General features: G+C 68.9%; 16 protein-coding genes. 14 read left to right on the forward strand and 2 right to left on the reverse strand.

Features of this window, described 5'->3' with window-relative positions; translation table 11 throughout:
• Positions 1-11: 11 nt before the first annotated feature.
• Genes CLU95_RS24320 through CLU95_RS24330 form a run of 3 tightly spaced genes read left to right on the forward strand, consistent with a single transcriptional unit; the run spans position 12 to position 4,459 of the window.
• Positions 12-866, forward strand: coding sequence for an enoyl-CoA hydratase/isomerase family protein (locus CLU95_RS24320; RefSeq protein ID WP_099795964.1), 855 nt, complete (start codon positions 12-14; stop codon positions 864-866).
• Between the two features lie 21 nt (positions 867-887).
• Positions 888-3,239, forward strand: a complete 2,352-nt coding sequence (locus CLU95_RS24325) for an acyl-CoA dehydrogenase family protein (RefSeq protein WP_099795965.1) — start codon at positions 888-890, stop codon at positions 3,237-3,239.
• Positions 3,236-4,459 carry a CaiB/BaiF CoA transferase family protein gene (locus CLU95_RS24330; RefSeq protein WP_099795966.1) on the forward strand — a complete coding sequence of 408 codons (1,224 nt, stop codon included), beginning with the start codon at positions 3,236-3,238 and terminating at the stop codon, positions 4,457-4,459. Before CLU95_RS24325 ends, CLU95_RS24330 begins: the two co-directional genes overlap by 4 nt.
• Before the next feature lie 28 nt (positions 4,460-4,487).
• Here CLU95_RS24330 and CLU95_RS24335 read toward each other — a convergent pair whose 3' ends face one another.
• Positions 4,488-5,426 (reverse strand): NAD(P)H-dependent flavin oxidoreductase, encoded by a 939-nt coding sequence (locus CLU95_RS24335; protein ID WP_099795967.1) that lies wholly within the window; start codon positions 5,424-5,426, stop codon positions 4,488-4,490.
• Between the two features lie 160 nt (positions 5,427-5,586).
• Here CLU95_RS24335 and CLU95_RS24340 point away from each other — a divergent pair, with 160 nt between their 5' ends.
• Positions 5,587-6,636, forward strand: coding sequence for a CaiB/BaiF CoA transferase family protein (locus tag CLU95_RS24340; protein WP_099795968.1), 1,050 nt, complete (start codon positions 5,587-5,589; stop codon positions 6,634-6,636).
• 648 nt (positions 6,637-7,284) lie between these two features.
• Here the strand turns inward: CLU95_RS24340 and CLU95_RS24345 are convergent.
• The gene (locus CLU95_RS24345; protein ID WP_099795969.1) at positions 7,285-9,642 is read right to left on the reverse strand and encodes a TonB-dependent receptor; all 2,358 of its coding nucleotides are present in this window, start codon (positions 9,640-9,642) and stop codon (positions 7,285-7,287) included.
• Between the two features lie 276 nt (positions 9,643-9,918).
• Between CLU95_RS24345 and CLU95_RS24350 the strand changes: the two genes are divergently transcribed.
• From CLU95_RS24350 to CLU95_RS24395, 10 genes are all read left to right on the forward strand, one after another.
• A complete protein-coding gene (locus CLU95_RS24350; protein ID WP_099795970.1) occupies positions 9,919-10,428 on the forward strand; it encodes a sigma-70 family RNA polymerase sigma factor in 510 nt (169 codons plus the stop codon).
• Complete coding sequence (locus CLU95_RS24355; protein ID WP_099795971.1) at positions 10,418-11,446, forward strand: FecR domain-containing protein; 1,029 nt, start codon at positions 10,418-10,420, stop codon at positions 11,444-11,446. Before CLU95_RS24350 ends, CLU95_RS24355 begins: the two co-directional genes overlap by 11 nt.
• Before the next feature lie 192 nt (positions 11,447-11,638).
• Positions 11,639-14,020, forward strand: a complete 2,382-nt coding sequence (locus CLU95_RS24360; RefSeq protein WP_180288670.1) for a TonB-dependent siderophore receptor — start codon at positions 11,639-11,641, stop codon at positions 14,018-14,020.
• Between the two features lie 11 nt (positions 14,021-14,031).
• A complete protein-coding gene (locus tag CLU95_RS24365) occupies positions 14,032-14,766 on the forward strand; it encodes a DUF4198 domain-containing protein (RefSeq protein WP_099795973.1) in 735 nt (244 codons plus the stop codon).
• 23 nt (positions 14,767-14,789) lie between these two features.
• A complete protein-coding gene (locus tag CLU95_RS24370) occupies positions 14,790-15,995 on the forward strand; it encodes a PepSY-associated TM helix domain-containing protein (RefSeq protein WP_099795974.1) in 1,206 nt (401 codons plus the stop codon).
• Positions 15,996-16,254: 259 nt separating this feature from the next.
• Complete coding sequence (locus tag CLU95_RS24375; protein WP_257214715.1) at positions 16,255-16,773, forward strand: sigma-70 family RNA polymerase sigma factor; 519 nt, start codon at positions 16,255-16,257, stop codon at positions 16,771-16,773.
• Between the two features lie 14 nt (positions 16,774-16,787).
• Positions 16,788-17,750, forward strand: a complete 963-nt coding sequence (locus CLU95_RS24380) for a FecR domain-containing protein (RefSeq protein ID WP_306513057.1) — start codon at positions 16,788-16,790, stop codon at positions 17,748-17,750.
• Positions 17,751-17,885: 135 nt separating this feature from the next.
• The gene (locus tag CLU95_RS24385) at positions 17,886-20,381 is read left to right on the forward strand and encodes a TonB-dependent receptor (protein ID WP_257214716.1); all 2,496 of its coding nucleotides are present in this window, start codon (positions 17,886-17,888) and stop codon (positions 20,379-20,381) included.
• A 141-nt stretch (positions 20,382-20,522) separates the two neighbouring features.
• A complete protein-coding gene (locus tag CLU95_RS24390; protein WP_099795975.1) occupies positions 20,523-21,086 on the forward strand; it encodes a sigma-70 family RNA polymerase sigma factor in 564 nt (187 codons plus the stop codon).
• Positions 21,087-21,171: 85 nt separating this feature from the next.
• Positions 21,172-22,239 (forward strand): FecR family protein, encoded by a 1,068-nt coding sequence (locus CLU95_RS24395; protein WP_099795976.1) that lies wholly within the window; start codon positions 21,172-21,174, stop codon positions 22,237-22,239.
• The last annotated feature ends 73 nt before the right edge of the window (positions 22,240-22,312 follow it).

Below are 22,312 nucleotides of genomic sequence, written 5' to 3' on the forward strand. Positions count from 1 at the left end.
GAAAGAACCCCATGGCATCCGACACCGAAACCATTGCCTTGCGCGAATCGCAGCTCGTCATCGACGGCCCCGTCGCCGAGTTTTCCCACCAGCGGCCCGCGTCGCGCAACGCGCTGTCGATGGAGCTGCGCGCCGACTACGCCGAGATGCTGGCCCGCGTGCGCGAGAACCGCGCACTGCGCGTGCTCGTGCTCACCGGCTCGGGCGGAAGCTTCTGTGCGGGCGGCGACGTCAAGGGCATGAACGAGCGGCTGCAAGACCCCGACCCCGAGCGCAACTCGCCCGACGCCACGCGCCGCCGCCTCATGGACTCGCAGCTGTGGCTGACCCAGTTGCGCGAGCTCGACCTGCCGGTGATCGCCGCGGTAGATGGCGCGGCCTACGGCGCCGGCTTCGGCCTGGCGCTGCAGGCCGACTTCATCCTGGCGTCGACGCGCGCGGCCTTCTGCATGTCGTTCGCGCGCATGGGCGCAGTGCCCGACTACGGCGCGCTGTACACGCTGCCGCGCATCGTGGGGCTGGCGCGCGCCAAGGAAGTGATGCTCACCGCGCGCCGCATCGGCGCGCAGGAAGCGATGGCGATGGGCTTCGTCCATGCGGTGCATGACCCTGCTGAACTGCCGCAGGCCGCGCGCGCCTTCGCGCACCGGTTGTCGGCCGGCCCGCGCGAGGCGGCCGCCATGACGCGCAGCCTGCTCAACAAGAGCTTCGAAACCGACTACGCCACCCTGGCCACGCTGGAGGCCTGCGCACAGGCCGTGGCCATGGCCTCGGCCTACCACGCCGAAGCGGCGGCGCGCTTCACGCGGGGCGAACCGGGCCTGTTCGACTGGGACCGTGACAGCGCGGCCCCGCAGCAGAAATAGAACGACAAAGAGCATCTCACCATGTCCCCTCACGCATCCACCCCCGACCTCGAGGCCTTCCGCGCCGAGGTCCGCCATTTCCTCGAGGAGGCCATTCCCGCCGACATCCGCGCCTCGGTGCGCGCGCATTGCCTGGTCACGCGCGAGCAGGCCAGCCGCTGGCAGCGCATCCTGCATGCGCGTGGCTGGGGCGCACCCGGATGGCCGCGCGAACACGGCGGCCCCGGCTGGTCGCTGGTGCAGCAGGCCGTGTTCCGCGAAGAGCTCGCCGCCAGCGACGCGCCGCGCTACGAGAACCTCGGTATCGACACCATCGGCCCCACGCTGATGCGCCACGGCACGCCCGCGCAGCAGGCCCGCTTTCTGCCGCGCATGCTGTCCTTCGACGACTACTGGGCGCAGGGCTACTCCGAGCCCGACGCGGGCTCCGACCTGGCCTCGCTGCGCACCACCGCGCGGCGCGAAGGCGACCACTACGTCGTCAGCGGAACCAAGATCTGGCAGAGCTACGGCCACTGGGCCAACTGGGCGCTGGTGCTCGTGCGCAGCGACAGCAGCGCGGCGCGCAAGCAGGACGGCATCTCGGTGCTGCTGATCGACCTCGAATCGCCCGGCGTCACGGTGCGCCCGATCCGCTTCATGAACGGCGCGCAGTTCCACGTGCAGCTGTTCTTCGACGAAGTGCGCGTGCCGGTCGAGAACCTCGTCGGCGTCGAGCATGCCGGATGGAGCGTGGCCAAGGGGCTGCTCGTGATCGAGCGCCTGTTCGTTGCGCGTGTGGCCGAATGCAAGGCCGACGTGCTGGAAACCGCACGCATGGCGGAAGGGCGCGGGCCCGGCGGTGGCTCGCTGCTTGCGCAAGACGTGTACGCGCGCCGCTTTGCCGAACTCGACGTGCGCGCCCGCGCGCTCGATGCCGCCTGGTGGCCCGCCGTGCGCACGGTGGAGGCGGGCGGCGATGCCGGTCTCGACGCTTCGCTGCTCAAGCTGCAGGGCAATGCGCTGCTGCAAGACCTGCAACAGCTGCAGCTCGAATTCGCGGGCCTCGAGGCCTTGCCCTGCGATGCCGGCGCGATCGACGGCGTGCCCAACCCCGAGCCGCTGTCGCCCACCTATGCGGAGAACCTGGCGCTGCATGTCTGGCGCTACCGCGGCATCACGCTGGGCGGCGGCACGTCCGAAGTGCAGCGTGGCATCGTCGCCAAGGCCATCTTCGGCGGACAGAGCGCGCTCGACGGCGATGCCGGCGAGTCGCTGAACGACGAGCAGGCGATGCTCGACACGGCGCTGCGCCGCCTGCTGGCAGATCGCTACGCCTTCGAGCACCGGCAGCGCGTGCTCTCGGACCACGGCGGCTTCGATGCGTCGTTCTGGCAGTCGCTGCACGAACTCGGCATCGGCAGCCTGTGCGTGCCCGAGCGCGACGGCGGCTTCGGCGGCGGCGTGGTCGAACTCAGTGCCGTGATGGAAGCAACCGGCGAGGCGCTGCTGCTCGAACCTTTGCTCTGGAGCACGGTGCTCGGCGTGCAGCTGGTGAGCGACACGCCGCCTTCGGAGGTGCGCAGCCGGCTGCTCGACGGTCTGGCGGACGGCTTGCTGCGCGTGGCATTCGCGCACGGCGAAGGCAATGGCGTGGCCGATGTCGCGCGCATCGACACCCTCGCGCGGCGCGAGCGCAACGGCTGGCGCCTGAGCGGACGCAAGCGCTTCGTGCTCGGCGGCGACGGCGCGCAGACACTGCTCGTGAGCGCGCGGCTCGAAGACGGCGGCCTGGGCCTGTTCACCTGCGATGCGGCGGCAGCGGGCGTCGCGCGACGCAGCTACCGCTTGCACGACGGACGCGGCGCCTGCGATGCCGTCTTCGACGACGTGGCACTGCCGATCGATGCGCTCATCGCCGGGCCCGAGCGCGCCAGCGAGATCATCGAGGAGGCTGTGGCCTTCGCCACCATCGCGCTGGCCGCCGAGAGCGTCGGCGCGATGCGTCGCGCGCTCGCGCTCACGGTCGACTACATGCGCACGCGCAAGCAGTTCGGCCGCGCGCTGTCCGACTACCAGGCGCTGCAGCACCGCGTGGTCGAGCACTACCGGCTGTGGGGGCAGGCGCGCACGCTGGTGCGTGAGGCCGCGCAAGGCTGGCTTTCCGTCTCGCCGCAGGAGCGTGTGCGACGCGTGAGCGCGGCCAAGTGCGCCGCGGGCCTCGCAGGTCGCGCCATCGCGCTCGACAGCTTGCAACTGCATGGCGCCATCGGCCTGCAGGACGAAACCGCCATCAGCCACTACGCCAAGCGCCTCACGGCCAACGACGTGCTGCTCGGCGATGCCACCTTCCATCTCGGCCGCTTTGCCAGCGCAGGAGCCGCGACGCCATGACCACCAAGGAAAACGCCTTCAAAGGCCGGGGCCCGCTGGCCGGCCTGCGCGTGCTCGACATCGCCACCGTGGTGGCCGCACCCTCGGCCGCCGCGCTGCTGGCCGACTACGGCGCCGAGGTGCTCAAGATCGAGCTGCCCGGCGTGGGCGACGGCTGCCGCGCCTTCCCGCCCTTCAAGGACGGCAAGGCGCTGTGGTGGAAGGTGACCAACCGCAACAAGAAGCTGATCTCGCTCGACCTGCGCAAGCCGCGCGGCCTGGCGCTGTTCAAGCGCCTGCTGCCGCGCTTCGACGTGCTGATCGAGAACTTCCGCCCCGGCACGCTCGACCGCTGGGGCCTGGACCGCGACACGCTCTGGGCGCTGAAGCCGGGCCTCGTCATCCTGCGCGCCACAGCCTTCGGCCAGACCGGCCCGTACCGCGACCGGCCGGGCTTCGCGCGCATCTTCGAGGCCATGGGCGGCCTGACCTACATCTCGGGCGAGGCCGACGGCCAGCCCATGCATGCGGGCTACCCCATCGGCGATTCGATCGGCGGACTGTTCGGCGCGCTCGGCGTGATGACCGCGCTGTGGAAGCGCGCGGCCCACCCCGATGCACCGGGTGAGGAGATCGACCTGTCGCTCACCGAGGCCATGCTCAAGCTGATCGAGTTCCTGCCGATCAAGTACGACCTGCTCGGCGAAAGCCACGAGCGCTCGGGCAACACCAGCCAGTACGCGGCGCCGACCGGCGTGTACCGCACACGCGACGGGCAGTGGGTGTCGCTGTCGGGCAGCACCAACGCGCTGTTCGCGGCCAACTGCCGCGCCATCGGGCGCGAAGACCTGCCGAGCGATCCGCGCTTTGGCGGCAACCCCGCGCGCTGCGCGCACACAGCCGAGCTCAACGCGCTGTTCGCCAACTGGTTCCTGGCGCACGACCTGGCCGACGTGCTCGACTCCTTCGAGCGCCACAAGGGCACGCTGGCGCCGATCTACTCGGCACGCCAGATCGTCGAAGACCCCCAGGTGAAGGCGCGCGAGTTCCTGTGCACCGTGCCCGACCGCGACTTCGGCGAGGTGCGCATCCAGGGTGTGGTGCCGCGCTTCCTGCGCGACCCCGGTGCCATTCACACGCCCGGCGGCGCCATCGGCGAGGACAACGACGAGGTCTTCGGTGACTGGCTCGCGCTCGATGCCGACGAGCAGGCCCGGTTGCGCGAGGAGGGCGTGATCTGAGGGACCGCGGCGCGGCGGCTCGCGGGCCTCAGACGGCCGCGAAGCCGAGCCGCGCAGCGATCGCGGCGGTGCCTTCGGCCTCGCCGATGCTGCCCACGCCTTGCCCGGCCGACCAGATGTCGCGCCACACCTTGGCCTTGGCCATGCTTTCCGAGCCGAAGTCTTCTTCCACCGCGCCGCGTGCCGGCAGGTCGTCCGGGTCGTAGCCCGCCGTCGCCACGCTGCTGCGCAGGTAGTTGGCATGCACGCCGGAGAACAGGTCGGTGTAGACGATGCCTTCGGCGGGCGCATCGAGCACGGCCTGCCGGTAGGCCGGCGCGATGTTCGCCTCTGTGGCCGCGAGAAAGCGCGTGCCCATGTATGCAAGGTCGGCGCCCATCGCCTGCGCGGCCAGGATGTCGTCGCCCCGTGTGATCGCGCCGCCGAGCAGCACGAGCCCGCTGAACCATTGCTTCACTTCGCCCACCAGCGCGATGGGCGACAGGCGCCCCGCATGTCCGCCTGCCCCCGCGCACACGAGGATCAGCCCGTCCACGCCGGCCTGCGCCGCCTTGCGTGCCTGCCGCTGGTTGACGACGTCGTGGAACACCAGCCCGCCGTACCCATGCACGGCCTCGACCACGGCTGCCGGGTTGCCCTCCGAGGTGATGACGATCGGCACGCGGCGGCGCACGCAGGTCGCCAGGTCGGCGGCGAGGCGGTCGTTGGTCTTGTGCAGGCTCAGGTTCACCGCGTAGGGCGCGGCGGGCGCGTGCGGGTGCGCGTCGTCGTGCGCCGCAAGCTGCTGCTCGATGGCGTCGATCCACGCATCGAGCGCGGCGGCGGGGCGCGCGTTCAGCGCGGGAAACGAACCGACGATGCCGGCCTTGCACTGCGCGACAACAAGCTCGACGCCGCTGGCGATGAACATGGGGGAGGCGACGGCCGGCAGGCGCAGCCGCTGGAGCAGAGGGTGGGGTGTGGTCATGGCGCCAGTAGATGCCGGCGCGGGCGCGAAGGCCCACTCTTCAGGAGTGGGGGCGCAGGGTGCGGTGGCGTGGATCATCGAGCGCAGGTCCCGACACCGACGGACCTTGTGCAACAGCGAACGCGCAAGACCGCAAGGCGCGTGAGAAAGGCAACTTCAGATGAACGAACAGTCTCCCGCCGCCACGGCGCTTCAGACGCCTCTGAACGGCGTGCGCGTCGTCGAGTTCGAAGGCATCGGCCCCGGCCCGGTGGCCGGGCGCATCCTGGCTGCGCTGGGCGCCGAAGTCACCGTGATCGCACGCCCGCAGGCCGGGGCGGTGCAGCGCCTGGGCAGCACCACCGACAACCCGCTGCGCGCGCGCAAGCAGGTCGTCACGCTCGACCTGAAGACGCCCCAGGGCGTGGCGCAGGCGCTGGACCTCGTGGCCACGGCCGATGCGCTCATCGAAGGCAATCGCCCGGGCGTCATGGAGCGCCTCGGGCTCGGCCCGTCGGTGTGCGCGGCGCGCAACCCGCGCCTGGTCTACGGCCGAATGACGGGCTGGGGCCAGGACGGCCCGCTGGCGCAGGCGGCCGGCCACGACCTCAACTACGTGGCGCTGACCGGCCTGCTGTCGCTGTCGGCGCAACCCGGCGCGACCCCGATGGTGCCGCCGACCATGGGCGACGCCAGCGGCGCGCTCGGCCTGGCCTTCGGCATGGTCTGCGCGCTGCTGGGTGCGCGCAGCACCGGGCAGGGTCGCGTGGTCGACGCGGCGATCCTCGACGTGGTCGCCATGCTGGGCACGCTGGTGCACTGGCTGCATGCCAACAACAGCATCGGCGGCACGCAGCCCAGCGTGTTCCACGACTCGCCGTTCTACGACGTGTATGCCTGCAAGGACGGTGGCTTCGTCTCCGTCGGCGCCATCGAGCCGCAGTTCTACGCCTTGCTGCTGGAGAAGATCGGCATGACCGACGTGGACCCGCGCGAGCAGATGCAGCGCGAGCAATGGCCGGCGCTGAAGCAGCGCTTTGCTGAGTGCTTTCGCGGCAAGACGCGCGACGAGTGGTGCGCATTGCTCGAGGGCACCGACGTGTGCTTTGCGCCAGTGCTGACGATTTCGGAGGCGGCGGCGCATCCGCACAATGTGGCGCGGAACCTGTTTCCGCAGACGCCTTCGGGGGCGATCGATACGCAGGTCGTGCCGCGCTTCGGAATGCTGTGACCCTGCCGCCTTCGCCGCTCAAGGGTTGGGCGAGAAAGACCGGGGAACAGATCGGAGAACAAATGGATCGTTGAAGAAAGGAAACCCAGCAAACATGAGGGGTGTAGGCAATCATTCAGTAGGCCCCAGCATGCGACAGGTTCCGACAGGAAACTTGAGAGGGAAGTGAAGGATGAAACTGTCAAGAACGGTCTCATCCTCTCATCCAAATCGCACCGCAATCGCACGAGAAAACGCGATTCACACGACAAGCCGAAGGTTCGCCTTCGGCTGTTCTGTTTGCGGCTTCTGGCAGTCCTTTGGGACGAATTTTCCGTACACCCGAAGACCATTTCGACGTTGGCATGACCGAGCTCCTCGGCCAAGTACCAGGGGTTGCAGCCGCCGGTGGTCAGTGTGGAACTTGCAAAACTGTGCCGGGTTTGATGTGGGGTTCTGGGTTGAATTCCGCTGATCTCTGATCCTGGTTTCCATCGAATACTGATCCAGCGAGCCCGCCGAACGTGATCGCCTGAGCCTTCAGTGCGGACGCCGAAAACTTCGGTATTGCGAGCAGGCCGCGCCTCCAGAAAAGACAACGCCGCGCGAAAGCATCTGCATCCGCGCGGCGTTGTCTTGTGGGCGCCGTTCAGGCGCCGCGCATCATCATCAGAACGAGAAGGTGCCCGTCAGCGAAGCCGAGCGGCCCGCGCCCACCGTCGCGTAGTGCGAGGCATAGGCCTTGTCGAAGTAGTACTTGTTGGTCAGGTTCTGGACGTTCAGCTGCAGGCTGAAGTTCTTGTTGACCGTGTAGCTCACCATGGCGTCGTACTTCACGTACGACGGAATCCACTTGGTGTTGTTGACATTGCCGTACTGCTTGCCCACGTAGGTCGCGCCGCCGCCGATGGTGAGGCCGGGCATGACGGTGTAGGTGGTCCACAGCGTCGCGCTGTTGCGCGGCGTGTTGGGGAACGCATTGCCGTTGAAAGGCGAGGGCGAGTACACGCCGTTCGTCAGTGCAAAACCGTTGTCGGTGAGCTTGGCGTCCAGGTAGGTGTAGCCGCCGAACACCTGCCAGTCGCGGGTGATGCTGCCGGCCGCGCCGAACTCGACACCTTGCACGCGCTTCTTGCCCACGTTCTGCGTGGTGCCGTCGGCCGCGGTGGTGCGGGCGTTCTTCATGTCGGTGCGGAAGATCGCCGAGGTCAGGACCAGGCGGCGGTCGAGCACTTCCCACTTGGTGCCGAGTTCGAAGCTGCGGCTTTCCTGCGGCTTCAGGTTGCGGATGGCGGCCGAGATGCCGTCGGCGCCGTCGCCACCGTCGGTGCCCGGAGGCGTCGACGAGGTGCCGTACGACACGTAGATGCTGCCGTTGGGCGCGGGCTTGTAGACGAGGCCGGCCTGGTAGTTCAGGAACGAGGCCTTGTTCTCCAGCTCGATGCCGGGCACCACGCCGCCCGGACGCACTGCGAGGCTGGTCGAGCCGCTGGCTGCGGCGCTCGGCACTGCCGCCGTGACGGCGATGGGCGTGGCGTAGGCCGGCGTGACGGCCTTCGTCTTGTAGTCGTCCCAGCGCAGGCCGAGGTTCAGCGACCACTGCGGGTTGAACTCGATCGTGTCGAAGGCGTACAGCGAGGTCGTGCGGGTCTTGACTTCGGTAACAGCCGGCGAGGGCGTGATCGCGCCGGTCCACGGGTCGTACGGGTTCGGGTTCAGCATCGTCGTGCAGTTGAAGGCACTGCGCACGCCGGAGCCCACGGCGCAGTTCGTGCCCGTGATGGCGCTGCGGGGGTAGGTCTCGAAGCCGGTCTTCACGTCCTGCAGGAACAGGTAGTTGCCCTTGGTCGTGGCCTCCTTGCCCAGTTCGAGGCCGGCCACGTAGGTGTGCTTGATGCCGGCGGTTTCGAACTTGCCCGACAGGCTGGTCTGGTTGACCAGCGAATCGGAGTCGGACACGCGGTTGTTCGGCCGGCGCCAGATGCCGCCGTTCACCAGGAAGTTGCCGCGGCTGTCGTCGGGCTGCGTCCAGATGTAGTCGTTGCTCGACTGGCTGGAGCGCGTGACGTTGCGCAGCACCATGCCGCCGCCGAAGTCATGCTTGACGTCGATCGTGCTGGCATCGACCTTGGTGCGCTGGTAGTCGCGACCGACGACGCCGTAGTAGGTGCCGCGCGGCACCGAGATGGGCTGGCCGTTGCCGTTGAGCGCCATGTTGGCACCCGAGCTGAAGGGGTTGTTGTACGGAATGCCCGAGTCGGGCAGGTCGTTCGTCTCGTAGTGGTAGTAGCTCAGCGTGACCTGCGTCGGCGAGTTCATGCCGAAGGTCACGCTGGGTGCGATGCCCCAGCGCTTGGCGTTGACCGGGCCGCGGCCGGCGACGTCCGACTTGAAGTTCATCGCGTTCAGGCGGGCGGCCACGCTGTCGGAGAGCTTGCGGTTGATGTCGAGCGTTTCGCGCTGGTACGAGTCGGTGCCCAGGCCGATCGAGCCGCTGAAAAAGTTCTCGGCCTGTGGGGCCTTGCTGACGATGTTGACCGAGCCGCCGGCCGAACCGCGGCCGCCGAACACAGAGCTCGGGCCCTTGACGACCTCGACCGACTCCACATTGAAGATTTCGCGTGTCTGCGCGGCGCCGTCGCGCACGCCGTCGACGTAGGTGTCGCTTTGCGAGTCGAAACCGCGGATGAACGGACGGTCGCCGACCGGGTTGCCGCCTTCGCCGGCACCGAAGGTGATGCCGGGGGAGGTGCGCAGCGCGTCGACCAGCGTGGTCGCGCCAGTCTGGCGGATGACTTCCTGGGGGATCACCGTGATCGACTTGGGCGTGTCCAGCAGCGGCGCGGTGAACTTGGGCGAGGCCGACTTCTCGGTCTTGAAGTCGGTCGAGGCTTCGACGCGGACTTCGTTCAGCGTGGTCTGCGCGTGGCCCGACACGGAGGCGCCGAGTGCGACGAGGGTGGCGGTGGCCGCACGGCCGGAGAGGTAGCGCGCAGGCGAGTGCTTGCGGCTTTTGATGTGAGTCATTGTGATTCTTGGAGTTTGAATGGCGGGCGGTGCTTGCCTCTGCCGGTCCCGCAAGACAGTGGGAGAACTGCTGCAAAGGCGCGTAAGCAAGAACTCAAATGATAATGACTCGCAATCAGGTCTTTGCGCAGCTTTACCTTTCGTTTGCAAAAGCAGAGGAACTTTTGTCGCGGGATTGCGACACTTTCGTGTCGGCCGGCGGGGTGGGACTCAAAACCATCGGCTTACAATGAGAACGATTCGCAATCAGAATGCCTGCGCCTGCCGCACGCTCTCATGCCGCCCTCCGACGCTTCCATTCACCTCGTGCGCACGCTGTACAGCGACCATCAGCCGTGGTTGCTGGACATGCTGCGCCGCAAGCTCGGCAACGTGGAGAACGCGGCCGACCTGGCGCAGGACACCTTCGCGCGCATCCTGTCGTCGAACGAAGCAGGGCCGCTGCGCGAACCGCGCGCCTACCTGACGACGGTGGCGAGCCGGATCGCCGCCCAGTATTTCCGTCGCCTCGCGCTGGAGCGCACGTATCTCGACGCGATCACGCACCTGCCCGAGGCGACCAGCCCGTCGCCGGAAACACGCATGCTGGTGCTGGAAGCGCTCACCGCGGTGAGCCGCGTGCTCGACGGCCTCAAGCCGCATGTGCGCGAGATTTTCCTCATGGCGCAGCTCGACGGCCTGACCTATCCGCAGATCGCCGCGCAGCTCGGGTTGTCGCTCAACGTCGTGCAGAAGGCGATGGGCAAGGCCTACCTGCATTGCTACCACGCCGTCTATGGCGAGTGAGCCCGGCCGTTGGGGCGAGCGCCTGGTGTTCAAGCCGGCCGCCGACTCCGCGCGATCCATCGACCCGGCCATCGTCGAGCAGGCGGTGGCGTGGCTGGTGAAGATCCAGTCCGGCAGCGCCTCGGTCCGCGAGGCCGAGGCCTGCGACCTCTGGCGCCGCGCGCATCCTGACCACGAACGCGCCTGGCTGCGCCTGAGCGGGCTGGGTCGCGACCTGCGCGAAGGCACGGGCGCCGTGCCTGCGCAGATCGTCCGCTCGACCCTGCGCGGCGCGGACCACCAGCAGCGCCGATGCGCGCTCAAGGCGGTGGCGGGCCTGGGCGTCGGCGCCGTGACGGCCTGGACGCTGCGGCACGACATCGCCGCGCTGAGCGCCGACCACCGCACCGTCGCCGGCGAGCGCCGGCAGGTGGTGCTGGCCGACGGCACCCTGGTCTTTCTCAATACGCGCACCGCGATCGACGTGCGCATCGACGCCACCAGCCGCACGCTGCGCCTGCAGGGCGGCGAGATCATGGTGACCACCGCCAGGGACGCCGCCGGCCGTCCGTTCGTGGTGCTGGGCCGCGACGGCCGCCTCGTGCCCGTCGGCACGCGCTTCGTGGTGCGCGCGTTCGACGATGCCGACGGCTCGCGCAGCGAGCTGACGGTGCTCGAAGGCGCCGTCGATCTCCAGGCCGGAGCAGGCGAGGGCGCCCAGGTGGTGCGCGTGCCGGCCGGCTGCCGTGTCGGCTACGGCGCGAGCGGCGTCGGCGCGTTGACCTCGCCCGGGGAAGGCGCCGCGGCCTGGACCGACGGCAGCCTGGTGGTCGAGCGCATGCGGCTGGCCGAGTTCCTCGCCGAGCTGGGCCGCTACCGCCCCGGCGTGCTGCGCTGCGACCGCGCGGTGTCGGAGGTGCTCGTGAGTGGCGCCTTCCCGCTCGCCGACACCGACGCCGTGCTGCGCATGCTGGAAGAAACGCTGCCCGTGCGGGTGCGCTCGCTGAGCCGCTACTGGGTCACCGTCGCGTCCCGCTGAACCCAGCTTGAAAAAAATCGGCCGGAAAGTGGCAGGTTTCGACATCTCGTGCATCAAGGGAAATAGGAGCTGCGAAATGTGTGGCGCAACCACACAGGCAAGCGGCTCGGGCTTCTTCCATTCCTTCGATCACAGAGAGCGCTTCACATGGCATTCATCGCACGGCCCGGTCTTCGTTTCCGGCCTTCTCCGTTGGCAGCGGTTGCCCGCGCCGCCTGCCTGGCCGCCGCACTGGGCGTGACCGCCACCGGCGGCTCGACGGCCTGGGCGCAGACCGCGCAAGCCGCCAGCCCGAGCCGGCCTTACGCCATCGCCCCCGGCTCGCTGGACAGCGTGCTCGGGCGCTTCGGCCGCGAAGCCAACGTGATGATCGCGATCGACCCCACGCTGACGCGAGGCCTGGAGAGCGCCGGCCTGCAAGGCACCTACAGCGTGCCGGAAGGCCTGGGCCATCTGCTGTCGGGCAGCGGCCTGGAAGCGGTGCCCGGTGCCGGCGGCGGCTGGCGCCTGCGCAAGACAGTGGGCGCTGCGGCCGCACCGAATGCGGCAGCCGCGCCCGCCGAGGGTGCCACGCTGGCCCCGGTCATCGTCAGCGCCCAGCGCGAGCGGCTGTACGACGTGCAGGACGTCAACGCCGGCGCGCTCGGCATCCGTTCGCTGCAGGACCTGCCGTTCGCCGTGGGCTCCTACAGCGTCGACACCATCGAGGCGCAGCGCGCCCGCACCGCGCTCGACGTGTTGCGCAACGATCCGTCCGTCACGCCGACCTCGGGCTTCTCGTCGTTCGACGGCGTGGCCGTGCGCGGCTTCTCGGCCAACACCTTCAACAACGTGCGCCGCGACGGCCTGCTGGCCAACGTCTACAGCGACGTGCCGCTGGAGAACAAGGAGCGCGTCGACGTGCTCAAGGGCCTGTCGGGCTTCCTGTATGGCGTGGGCGAGCCCAGCGGCATCGTCAACTACGTGGTGAAGCGCCCGACGCGCGAGCGCTTTGCCAGCGTGACGGCGGAAGTGCGCACGCAAGGCGGGCGCTACGCAGCCATCGACGCGGGCGGTCCGCTCGACGCCAACGGCACCGTGGGCTACCGCTTCAATGCCGCGACCGAGAAGGTCGGCGACTTCACGCATTTCGGCGACCTGAAGCGCGACTTCCTGAGCGGCGCGGTGGACATCAAGATCAACCGCGACGCGCTGCTGCAGCTGGACTTCGACTGGCAGAAGAAATCGCTCGCGGCCAGCGGCATGATCGGCCCGCTCAGCAACGGCACCGTGCTGGCGGCGTCGCGCTTCGACCCGCGCACGCTGGTCGGCCAGCCCTGGGGCCAGTACAAGACTGACGCGTGGAACATCGGCGCGCGCCTGGACTACGCGCTCAACAGCAACTGGGACCTGACCGCGCAACTGGGCTTCAGCCGCAGCAAGCGCAACGCGATCTTCTTCAACGCGTCGCAGATCGCGCCGAACGGCGACGTGCTCAGGGGCAACACGCGCTACGAGGCCGAGCCGTACCCGACCGCGGCAGGACAGGTGTTCGCCACCGGCCGCTTCAAGACCGGCAGCATCGGGCACGAGACGGTCGTCGGCTATTCATATTCCAGCCTGCAATCGCCCGACGGCGACTACCAGCGCTTCCCGCAGATGATCGGCAACGTCTTCCGGCCGCTGCCCTACCAGCAGCCTTACCTGACGGACGACACGCACCTGCCCGCAAGCACCGCGCGCCAGAGCAGCGTGTTCGTGAGCGACACCATCAGCTTCACGCCGCAGTGGCAGCTGCTGCTGGGCGCGCGCCACATCAGCTACAGCAGCGACATCGGCAGCAAGTACGACGGCACGCCCAAGTACACGACGCGCGTCACCGTGCCCACGCTGAGCGTCATGTACAAGCCGGCCGAGCACACGACCGTCTACGCCACCTACGGCGAAGGCTTCGAGCAGGGCGCCTACGCACCGAGCTATGCCGAGAACGCGCTGCAGAAGCTGGGCCCCATCAAGAGCCGACAGTACGAGATCGGCGTGAAGAGCCGCGTGCGCGACGGCCTGATGCTCACGGCCGCGATCTTCGACATGGACAAGCCGCTGCAGGCCGTCACGCCCTCCGACAACATCTTTCGCCAGAAGGGCAACCAGCGCCACCGCGGCGTGGAGTTCACCGCCAACGGCGAGATCACGCCGCAGCTGAGCGGCATTGCTGGCGTGTCCTGGCTCGACGCCGAGCAACGCGACACCGGCGACGCCGCACTCGAAGGCCGCCGGCCCAGCAACGTCGCGCGCTTCCAGGCCAGCGTGTTCCTCGACTACCGCCTGAGCGCGGTGCCGGGCCTCTCGTTCAACACCGGCGTCTACCACGTGGGCAACCGGCCGCTGGACCGCGCCAACACCATGATCGTTCCGAGCTTCACGCGCTGGGACCTGGGCGCCGCCTACGTCACGAAGCTGATGGGCAAGGCCTCGGTGATTCGCCTGTCGATCGAGAACGTCACGAACAAGCGCTACTGGAGCTCCGTCAACTACGGCGGCGTGACCCAGGGCAACCCGCGCACCATCCGTCTGGCGACGACGGTGAACTTCTGAACGGGGCCGTCATGCTGAACAAGAAGATCCTTGCACTCGCCGCATGCGGCTTGTCGATGCTGCTGGGAAACGGTGTCGCCTCGGCACACGGCGTGTGGGTGGCACAGCGTGCGGGTGAACTGGCCCTGGTGCTCGGCGAAGGCGCGCTCGACGAGGCCTACGACGCGAAACAGGTGCGAGCAGTGAAGGCCTTCACCGCGAGCGGCGAAGCGTCGACTGTCAAGTTGCAGCCGCGCGAGCGCAACGTCGTCGTCGAGCCCGCGGCCGATGCGGCCGTGCTCTCGGTGGCGGTGGAAGACGGCTTCTGGTCGCAAGGCGCTGACGGCAAGTGGGTCAGCGGCTCGCGCCTCAAGGTGCCCGAGGCGCGCCGCGCGGGCTACTACATGAAGTACGGCACCACGCTGCTCAAGCCGGTGCGGATGCCTTTGCAGCCGCTGGGCATGGACCTCGAGATCGTGCCGCTGGTCGATCCGTCGACCTTGCGCCGGGGGCAGTCGCTGCCGCTGCGTGTGCTCTCCAAGGGGCAGCCGGTGGCGGGCGTGGCGGTCATCGCCGACTTCATCGGCAACACCGCGGGCCCGCGCGTGAAGACCGACAAGGCCGGGCGCGCCACGGTCGTGGTGGGCAGCAGCGGCCTCAACGTGGTGGCGGTGTCGCTCAGCCGGCCGCGCAGCGACCGGCGCGAAGCCGACGAAGACGGCCTCGAAGCCACGCTGGCGTTCACCCTGCCGCGCGCGGGCGACTGAGCGCGCGCCGCCACAGCCGCGCGATGCCGCGACAGCTTCTGCTGCGCCTGCACCGTTGGGCAGGCCTTGCCACCGGGCTCTTCCTGGTGCTGGCGGGGCTGACCGGCAGCCTGCTGGCGTTCGAGGATGGGCTTGAGGCCTGGCTCAACCCGGCGCTCTTCGTGACGGCGTCGCCACCGTCAAGAGGGATTCGGCCGCTCGATCCTTTCGCGTTGCGCGAGATGGCGCAGCGCGCCGCGCCACCGCAGGCGCATGTCGACACGGTGCTGCTGGACCGCCAGGCCGACCGGTCGTTGCGCTACATCCTGTCGGCACGAACCGATCCCGCGACCGGCCTGCCGATGCCGCTCGATGTGGACGAGCTGTTCCTGAACCCCTACGACGGCAGGGTGCAGGGCACACGCCTGTGGGGCGCGTCGCTGTTCCAGCGCGAGACGGCGGTGAGCTTTCTCTACCGCTTGCACTACGCGCTCGCGCTGCCAGCGCCATGGAGCGCGCGCATCCTCGGCACGGTCGGCGTGCTCTGGACCTTCAACTGCCTCATCGGCCTGTGGCTGACGCTGCCTCGCCGCAGCGCCCAGCCGTCGGCGCGGGGAAGGTGGCAGCGCTGGCGCGCGGCATGGCGCTTCGGCCCGAGGGGCAATGCAATGCGGACGACGCTCGACCTGCATCGCGTCGCCGGCCTCTGGCTGTGGCTGGCGATGCTGGTCTTCGCCTGGTCGAGCGTGATGTTCAACCTGCGCGAGAGCGTCTACCGGCCGCTCATGTCGGTCGTCGCCGTGACGCCTGATCTCTGGGCCGGTGTGCCAATGCCGCGCACGCCGATGCAGGTGCCCGCCATCGACTGGAAGCCGGCGCATGCCGCCGCCCGCGAGGCGATGGCCGTGCTCGCTGCGCAAAAGCACTTCACGGTGAGCACGGAGCGCGACCTGCGGCTGGACCGCGCCCATGGCGTCTATGCGTACCGCGTGCACTCCGGCCTCGACGTGCCCGGAACGCCGGGCACGACCACCGTGCTCATCGACGCCACGAACGGCGCGGTGCGCGGCTTTGCGGGCGATGCCCGGGGCCACAGGCTCGAAGAGTGGCTGGGCGCGCTGCACATGGCGCGGGCGTTCGGCACGCCCTACAAGGTGCTGGTGTCGTGCTTCGGCGCGGGTGTCGCGTTGCTGTCGCTGGCCGGTTTGCTGCTCTGGTACCGACGGGCGAAGCTCCGGTCCGCACGCTGAGCATGTCGCCGGTGCAGTCCGCGTCACCATCTTGAACTTCTCGGGCTTGAGCGCCGAAAGGGGCGCGAGAGGGAAGGGGGTGTCGCACGGCGAGAAGAAAGGCCGGCCATGCGATACTTTGGCAAATGCGAATCATTGTCATCATCGCCGATACCGCCGGGCGGCCAAGCACCCATGTTTGATGCTTTCGTCCCGCTGCTGCACAGGGTGCGTGGCCGGTCGGCCGGGGCCCGGCACGTAGGCTGAGCACGCGCGAGAGATGCCTTCGTCCATGCGTGCCGGCGAGCCGCCTTTCCAGCGCGAAATTCACCACCTCTACAGCGACCACCACGGCTGGCTGTCGGGCTGGCTGCGCAAGAAGCTCGGCAACAGCTTCGACGCGGCGGACATCGCGCACGACACCTTCCTGCGCCTGCTGACCAGCCGCAGCAGCAGTGGCTTCGGCAGCGAACCGCGCGCGCTGCTCGCGCACATTGCGAAGGGGCTGCTGATCGACCACTGGCGGCACCAGGAAGTGGAGCGCGCCTACCTCGACGCGATTGCGCACCTGCCCGAGCAGCACGTGCCTTCACCCGAGACGCGCCTGCTTGTGCTCGAGGCGCTGCAGCGGATCGACGCCATGCTGCATGCCCTGCCTTCGAAAACGCGCGAAATCTTCCTGCTGGCCCAGTTCGACGGGTTGGGCTATGGCGAGATCGCGCAGCGGCTGGACACCTCGCTCATCACCGTGAAGCGCCACATGCGCAAGGCCTTCATCGCCTGCATGGCGGCGGCCTGAACGAGCAGACGGCCATGCGCATGCACAACGCCGTGCCCGGCGAGGCGCTCCTGGGCGAAGCTGCCGACTGGCTCATGCGATTTCAGTCGGGCGACCGCTCGGACACCGCGCACCGCGCCTTCGAACAGTGGCGTGCGCAAAGCCCCGCACACGCGGCGGCCTGGCAACGGGCCGAGTCGGTGCTCGCCACCTTCGGCCAGGTGCCGGGCGAGATCGGACATCGCACGCTGCAAGGCCTGGGCAAGCCGCGCCGGCGCCAGATGCTGCAGGCCTTCGGCATGCTGGCGATTGCCGCGCCGACGGCCTGGCTGGCGTGGCGCGAACTGCCGTGGTCGAACTGGAGCGCCGACCTGCGCACGGCCATCGGCGAACAGAAGAGCCTGCGCCTGGCCGACGGCACGCAGCTGGTGCTCAACACCGCGAGTGCGGTCAACGTCGTCTTCACGGGCACCGAACGCCGGCTCTGGCTGGAGTCTGGCGAGATCCTCATCACCACCGCGCCCGACCCGGCGCCCGTGCACCGGCCGTTCATCGTGCAGACGCCGCAGGGCGCGGCGCGCGCGCTCGGCACCCGGTTCTCGGTGCGTCGGGACGGCGAGCACACGCGTGTCGCGGTGTTCGAAGGCGCGGTCGACATCCAGTCCGTCAATGCATCGCGCAACGCGGTCGTGCAGGCGGGAAGCCAGGCGTCTTTCAGCATCGACGGCGTCCAGCCGGTCGAGCCTGCGGAGATCTCGTCGATGCTGTGGGAGCGCGGCATGTTCATCGCGCGCGACATGCGCCTGGCCGACCTGATCGCCGAGCTTGGCCGCTACCGCACGGGCGTGTTGCGCTGCCACGCCGACGTGGCCGGCATGCGCGTGTCGGGCGCGTTCCCGCTCAAGGACACGGACGAGAGCCTGAAGCTGCTCGAGAAGACGCTGCCGCTGCGCATCCGCAGCGCCACGCGCTACTGGGTCAGTGTCGAGGCGCGTTGAGCGTCATGTCGCATCGAATTTTTTCCCCCTGAGCTGATACCTTTTTTCGTTTCGCACGGTGTACGTGAGGAAGGCGCTGCCCGCAGCGCCGTTGCCTTGGTCCTCACCCCTTCACACCTTCGAAAGGAAAGCCGCATGTTCCCCCGGCTTCTGCGCCCGTTCCGTCCTCGCTTTCCGCACCACGCCCCCCTGCCGCGCCATGCACGGCCGCGGGCGCTGGTGGCGGCTGTTCACGGCGCATTGGCGTCCCTGGTGGTCGCCATGGCGTTGCCGCCCACGCTGGTCCATGCCGGGGAGCCGCTGGTGGGCGCGGCGCCGCAGCACTACGCCATTCCCGCCGGGCCGCTGGGTCATGTGCTGGCACAGTTCGCGGCCACGGCCGGCGTGCCGCTGTCTTTCGACCCGACACCGCTCGGGGCCGTGCAAAGCGCCGGCCTGCAGGGGCGCTTCACCGTGCGGGACGGCTTCGCGCGGCTGCTCGACGGGACCGACTACGAGCTCGTGGACAAGGGTGACGGCGCCTATTCGCTGCGCAAGCGCGCTGCAGCTGCATTGCCGGCCGCAGGTTCGACGGCACTGCCCACGGTCACGGTCAACGCGAGCGCTGAGCGCCTGCCGGGCGAGTTGCCCGCCGCCTATGCGGGCGGCCAGGTGGCGCGCGGTGGCCGCGTCGGCCTGCTCGGCAACGCGGACGTCATGGACACGCCGTTCAGCACCATCAGCTACACCTCCGATCTGATGAACGATCAGCAGTCCGTGACGCTGGCGGACGTGCTCAACAAGGATTCGTCGGTGCGCTTCACCGGGCAGATCGGCGGCGTGACCGACTCCTTCTACATTCGCGGGTTCCCGATCGGCGAGGGCAACCTCAGCGAAGTGGCGTTCGACGGGGTCTACGGCATCGCGCCCAACTACCACGTGTTCACCGAGTACGCCGAGCGCGTGGAGGTGGTGAAGGGGCCGGCCGCGCTGCTGTACGGCATGTCGCCGAACGGCGGGCTCGGCGGCGTGATCAACATCGTGCCCAAGCGGGCCTTGCCGCAGGACCTGACGCGCTTCACCATCGACCACGCAGGCAGCTCGCAGGTCGGCGAGCACATCGATTTCAGCCGGCGCTTCGGCAAGGGGCGCGAGTGGGGCATCCGCTTCAACGGGCTGCACCGCGAAGGCAAGACGCCGCTGGACAACCAGTCGTCGCGCACCGACATCGGCTTCCTGGCCATCGACTACCAGGGCGAGCGCTTTCGCGCCTCGCTCGACCTGCTGTCGCAGGACGAGAAGGTCGATGCGCCCACGCGCCCGTACCTGCTGGCCAGCGGCCTGCAGACGCTGCCGGCACCCGACGGCCGCCGCAACATCTCGCAGGGCTGGGGCTGGTGGAAGTCGCAGGGCGAGTCGGCGCTGTTGCATGCCGAGTACGACCTGAACGACAAGGTCACCTTCTTCGCCGACGCGGGCGGCTCGGCCGTGCGCGTGGGACGCCTGTCCGACCAGACGCCCACCGTGCTGAATGCGAACGGCCTGACGAGTTCGACGCCGGGGCACTACAAGTTCAAGGTGGACCGCTCGACCTACGACGTCGGCATGCGCGCGCGCCTGCAGACCGGCCCGCTCAAGCACGCACTGGCCGTGCAGATCAGCAACTACGAAGACGAGGTGGGGCAAGCCAACAACCCGGGCAAGGCCATGCTCACGAACCTGCATTCGCCGGTGGCCTATCCGATGCAGCACATCGCGCCGCCGCTGCGGGTGCCCAAGCTGTCGGCCTCGCGTCTCTCGGGCATGGCGGTGGCCGACACGATGAGCGCGTTCGACGATCGCCTGCAGTTCACCTTCGGCCTGCGGCACCAGAAGATCGTGTCGGACAACTTCAACGCCACCACCGGCGCCGTGACCACGGCCTACGACAAGAGCGCCGTGACGCCGCTGGCCGGCCTGGTGGTCAAGCCGTGGCAGCACGTGTCGATCTACGCGAACTACATCGAAGGCCTGAGCAAGGGCGACGTGGCACCGGTCACCGCGTCCAACGCGGGCGAGATCTTCTCGCCCTACAAGTCCAAGCAGTACGAGGTCGGCGTCAAGTTCGACTTCGAGCGCGTGATGGCGACGGTGGCCGCCTTCCAGATCACCAAGCCCAGCGGCCAGATCAGCAGCGGCAACCTCTACGCCTCGGACGGCGAGCAGCGCAACCGCGGCCTCGAGATGAACATCTCGGGCGAGGCCGCGAAAGGCGTGCGGCTGCTGGGCGGGCTGACCTTGCTCGACTCCAAGCTCACGCGCACCAACAACCGGGCCACGGTCGGCAACCGGCCGGTCGGCGTGCCCAACGTCATGGCGAACCTCGGCGCGGAATGGGACCTGCCGTGGGTGCCGGGCCTCACGCTCAACGGCAGCATGATCTACACCGGCAAGGAGTACGTGAACCAGGCCAACACGCAGTCGGTGCCGTCGTGGACGACCGTGGACCTGGGCGCGCGCTACACGACCAAGGTGTACGGGCGCAGCACCACCTTCCGCGGCACGCTGGTGAATGCCTTCAACCGCAAGTACTGGTCGGGCGTGGCCTCGTACGGAACGATTTCGCAGGGCATTCCGCGCACGCTCATGCTGTCGGCGTCGGTCGACTTCTAGCCGCCACAAGGGGGCTTCGGCAGACTCGCGGATAATCGCCGCCGCGAGTTTCCCAATCGTCCCCGGCCAGCCACGCCCCGTCGAAGCCAGCCCGTCCCATTCCGGGACTTCGACCTTTTTCATCCGGCTGTGGTGGCCCCTGTGTTCGAGCACTATTACCGCGAGCTTCTGAGCTTCCTGTCCCGCAAGGTATCGGACCGCGCCACCGCGGCCGACCTGGCGCAGGAGAGCTACGCGCGCGTGTATGCGGCGCAGCAGGCCGGCGAGGCGATCCGGGAGCCGCGTGCGCTGCTGTACCGCACGGCGCGCAACCTCGTCATCGACCAGGGCCGGCGCGGCGACATCCGCGCCCGCCATGCCGAGGTGCCGGACGACGTGGCCTCCGACGACGCGGACGACACGCTCGGGCCCGCAGCCTTCGAACCCGACACGGCCCTGCAGTCGCAGCAGATGGTGAACGCCATGCTGGCCACCATCGACCGGTTGCCGCTGCGCTGCCGCGAGGCGTTCATCCTGCACAAGTTCGACGGGCTCACGCATGCCGAGGTGGCGCAGCGCATGGGCGTCAGCATCAAGATGGTCGAGCAGCATGTGAAGAATGCGCTCGATGCCTGCAGGCGCTGCCGCCAGGAAACGGACGCCGGCGGTGGTGCGGTTCCCCCGCCGGCATCGCCGCGCAGAAGAAGACAACGCGACCACGAATGAACAAGAAAAACGACAACCCACGGCAAACGGACGCCATGGACATGGGGTTGGACGCCGCTCGTGCGTCTACCCGGATGCAAGAGCCATGAGCACGTCGCCACGCGTCCCTTCGGAACCGCACGGCATCGACAGCGATGCCATGGACTGGCTCGTCCGCCGCCATGGGGGCGGCTTCGACGCGCGCGATGAAGCCGCGCTCCAGGCCTGGTTGGCCGCCGACGCGGAACACCCGCGTGCCTACGCCCGGCAGCAAGCTGAATGGACGGCGCTCGAGCGTCTTCCCGCCGACGGGATTGCGCTGCTGCGCGCCAACCTGCGCAGCGATCTCGCGGCCGAAGCCAAGGCCGCCTCGCGGTCACGCGCCGCCCGCCCCGAACAACCCGCGCGCCGCCGCTTCTGGGTGCCCGCGTTTTCTGCAGCGGCCGTCGCCGTGGTGGCCGGCGCGGGCGGGCTCATGGCCTGGCAGCAGTGGCAGGCGCAACCGGTGTTCGCGCAGAGCTTCGGCACGCCGCGCGGGCAGCAACTCGACGTGCGCTTGCCCGACGACAGCCAGATGCGCCTGGACACGGCGACGCGCGTGGCGGTCACCTACTACCGCCAGCGCCGTGAAGTGAGGCTGTCCGAAGGACAGGTGGTTTTCCATGTGCACGGCGATTCGGCACGGCCGTTCGATGTGCTGGCCGGGCCGCTGCGCATCACGGTCGTGGGCACCCGGTTCTCGGTGCGCCACACGCCCGGACTGCCCGGCGACGAAGGCGTGCGCGTGGCGATGGAAGAAGGGCGCGTGCGCGTGCAGCGCGTCGATGCGGCCACGCCGGACGGAGGGGCGTTCTACCTGGGCGCGGGGCAGCAGTCGGGCAGCGACGCCGCGGGCGTGCCGGTGCCCGTTGCACCGGTGTCCACGGCCGGCATTGCACCGTGGCGCGACAACCGCGTGAGCTTCGACAACACGCGGCTCGACCAGGTGCTGGCCGAGCTGGCGCGCTATGGCGACACCGGCCTCGTGGTGCGCGACCCCGCCGTGGCCGCCCTGCGCGTGACCGGCACCTTCAATCCGATCCGTCCCGACAGCTTTGCCACGGTGTTGCCGCAAGCCGCGCCGGTGCGGCTGCGCGCCATCGGCGGGGGGCGGGAAATCGTGCCGGCCAAGTGATCCGATGCGGGGCTTCCGGGGCAGGGCGAGCCGCGCGGATGCAAATAATTTTCATTTGGCATAGGGTTCGGGC

Source organism: Variovorax sp. 54 (genome assembly GCF_002754375.1).
Taxonomy (GTDB): domain Bacteria; phylum Pseudomonadota; class Gammaproteobacteria; order Burkholderiales; family Burkholderiaceae_C; genus Variovorax.

What these genes read in the sequence shown, in the direction of transcription:
- CLU95_RS24320 (WP_099795964.1), top strand. Translation starts at nt 12, where the DNA reads ATGGCATCCGACACCGAAACCATTGCCTTGCGCGAATCGCAGCTCGTC.
- CLU95_RS24325 (WP_099795965.1), top strand. Translation starts at nt 888, where the DNA reads ATGTCCCCTCACGCATCCACCCCCGACCTCGAGGCCTTCCGCGCCGAG.
- CLU95_RS24330 (WP_099795966.1), top strand. Translation starts at nt 3,236, where the DNA reads ATGACCACCAAGGAAAACGCCTTCAAAGGCCGGGGCCCGCTGGCCGGC.
- CLU95_RS24335 (WP_099795967.1), bottom strand. Translation starts at nt 5,426, where the DNA reads ATGACCACACCCCACCCTCTGCTCCAGCGGCTGCGCCTGCCGGCCGTC.
- CLU95_RS24340 (WP_099795968.1), top strand. Translation starts at nt 5,587, where the DNA reads ATGAACGAACAGTCTCCCGCCGCCACGGCGCTTCAGACGCCTCTGAAC.
- CLU95_RS24345 (WP_099795969.1), bottom strand. Translation starts at nt 9,642, where the DNA reads ATGACTCACATCAAAAGCCGCAAGCACTCGCCTGCGCGCTACCTCTCC.
- CLU95_RS24350 (WP_099795970.1), top strand. Translation starts at nt 9,919, where the DNA reads ATGCCGCCCTCCGACGCTTCCATTCACCTCGTGCGCACGCTGTACAGC.
- CLU95_RS24355 (WP_099795971.1), top strand. Translation starts at nt 10,418, where the DNA reads ATGGCGAGTGAGCCCGGCCGTTGGGGCGAGCGCCTGGTGTTCAAGCCG.
- CLU95_RS24365 (WP_099795973.1), top strand. Translation starts at nt 14,032, where the DNA reads ATGCTGAACAAGAAGATCCTTGCACTCGCCGCATGCGGCTTGTCGATG.
- CLU95_RS24370 (WP_099795974.1), top strand. Translation starts at nt 14,790, where the DNA reads ATGCCGCGACAGCTTCTGCTGCGCCTGCACCGTTGGGCAGGCCTTGCC.
- CLU95_RS24375 (WP_257214715.1), top strand. Translation starts at nt 16,255, where the DNA reads ATGCCTTCGTCCATGCGTGCCGGCGAGCCGCCTTTCCAGCGCGAAATT.
- CLU95_RS24380 (WP_306513057.1), top strand. Translation starts at nt 16,788, where the DNA reads ATGCGCATGCACAACGCCGTGCCCGGCGAGGCGCTCCTGGGCGAAGCT.
- CLU95_RS24385 (WP_257214716.1), top strand. Translation starts at nt 17,886, where the DNA reads ATGTTCCCCCGGCTTCTGCGCCCGTTCCGTCCTCGCTTTCCGCACCAC.
- CLU95_RS24395 (WP_099795976.1), top strand. Translation starts at nt 21,172, where the DNA reads ATGAGCACGTCGCCACGCGTCCCTTCGGAACCGCACGGCATCGACAGC.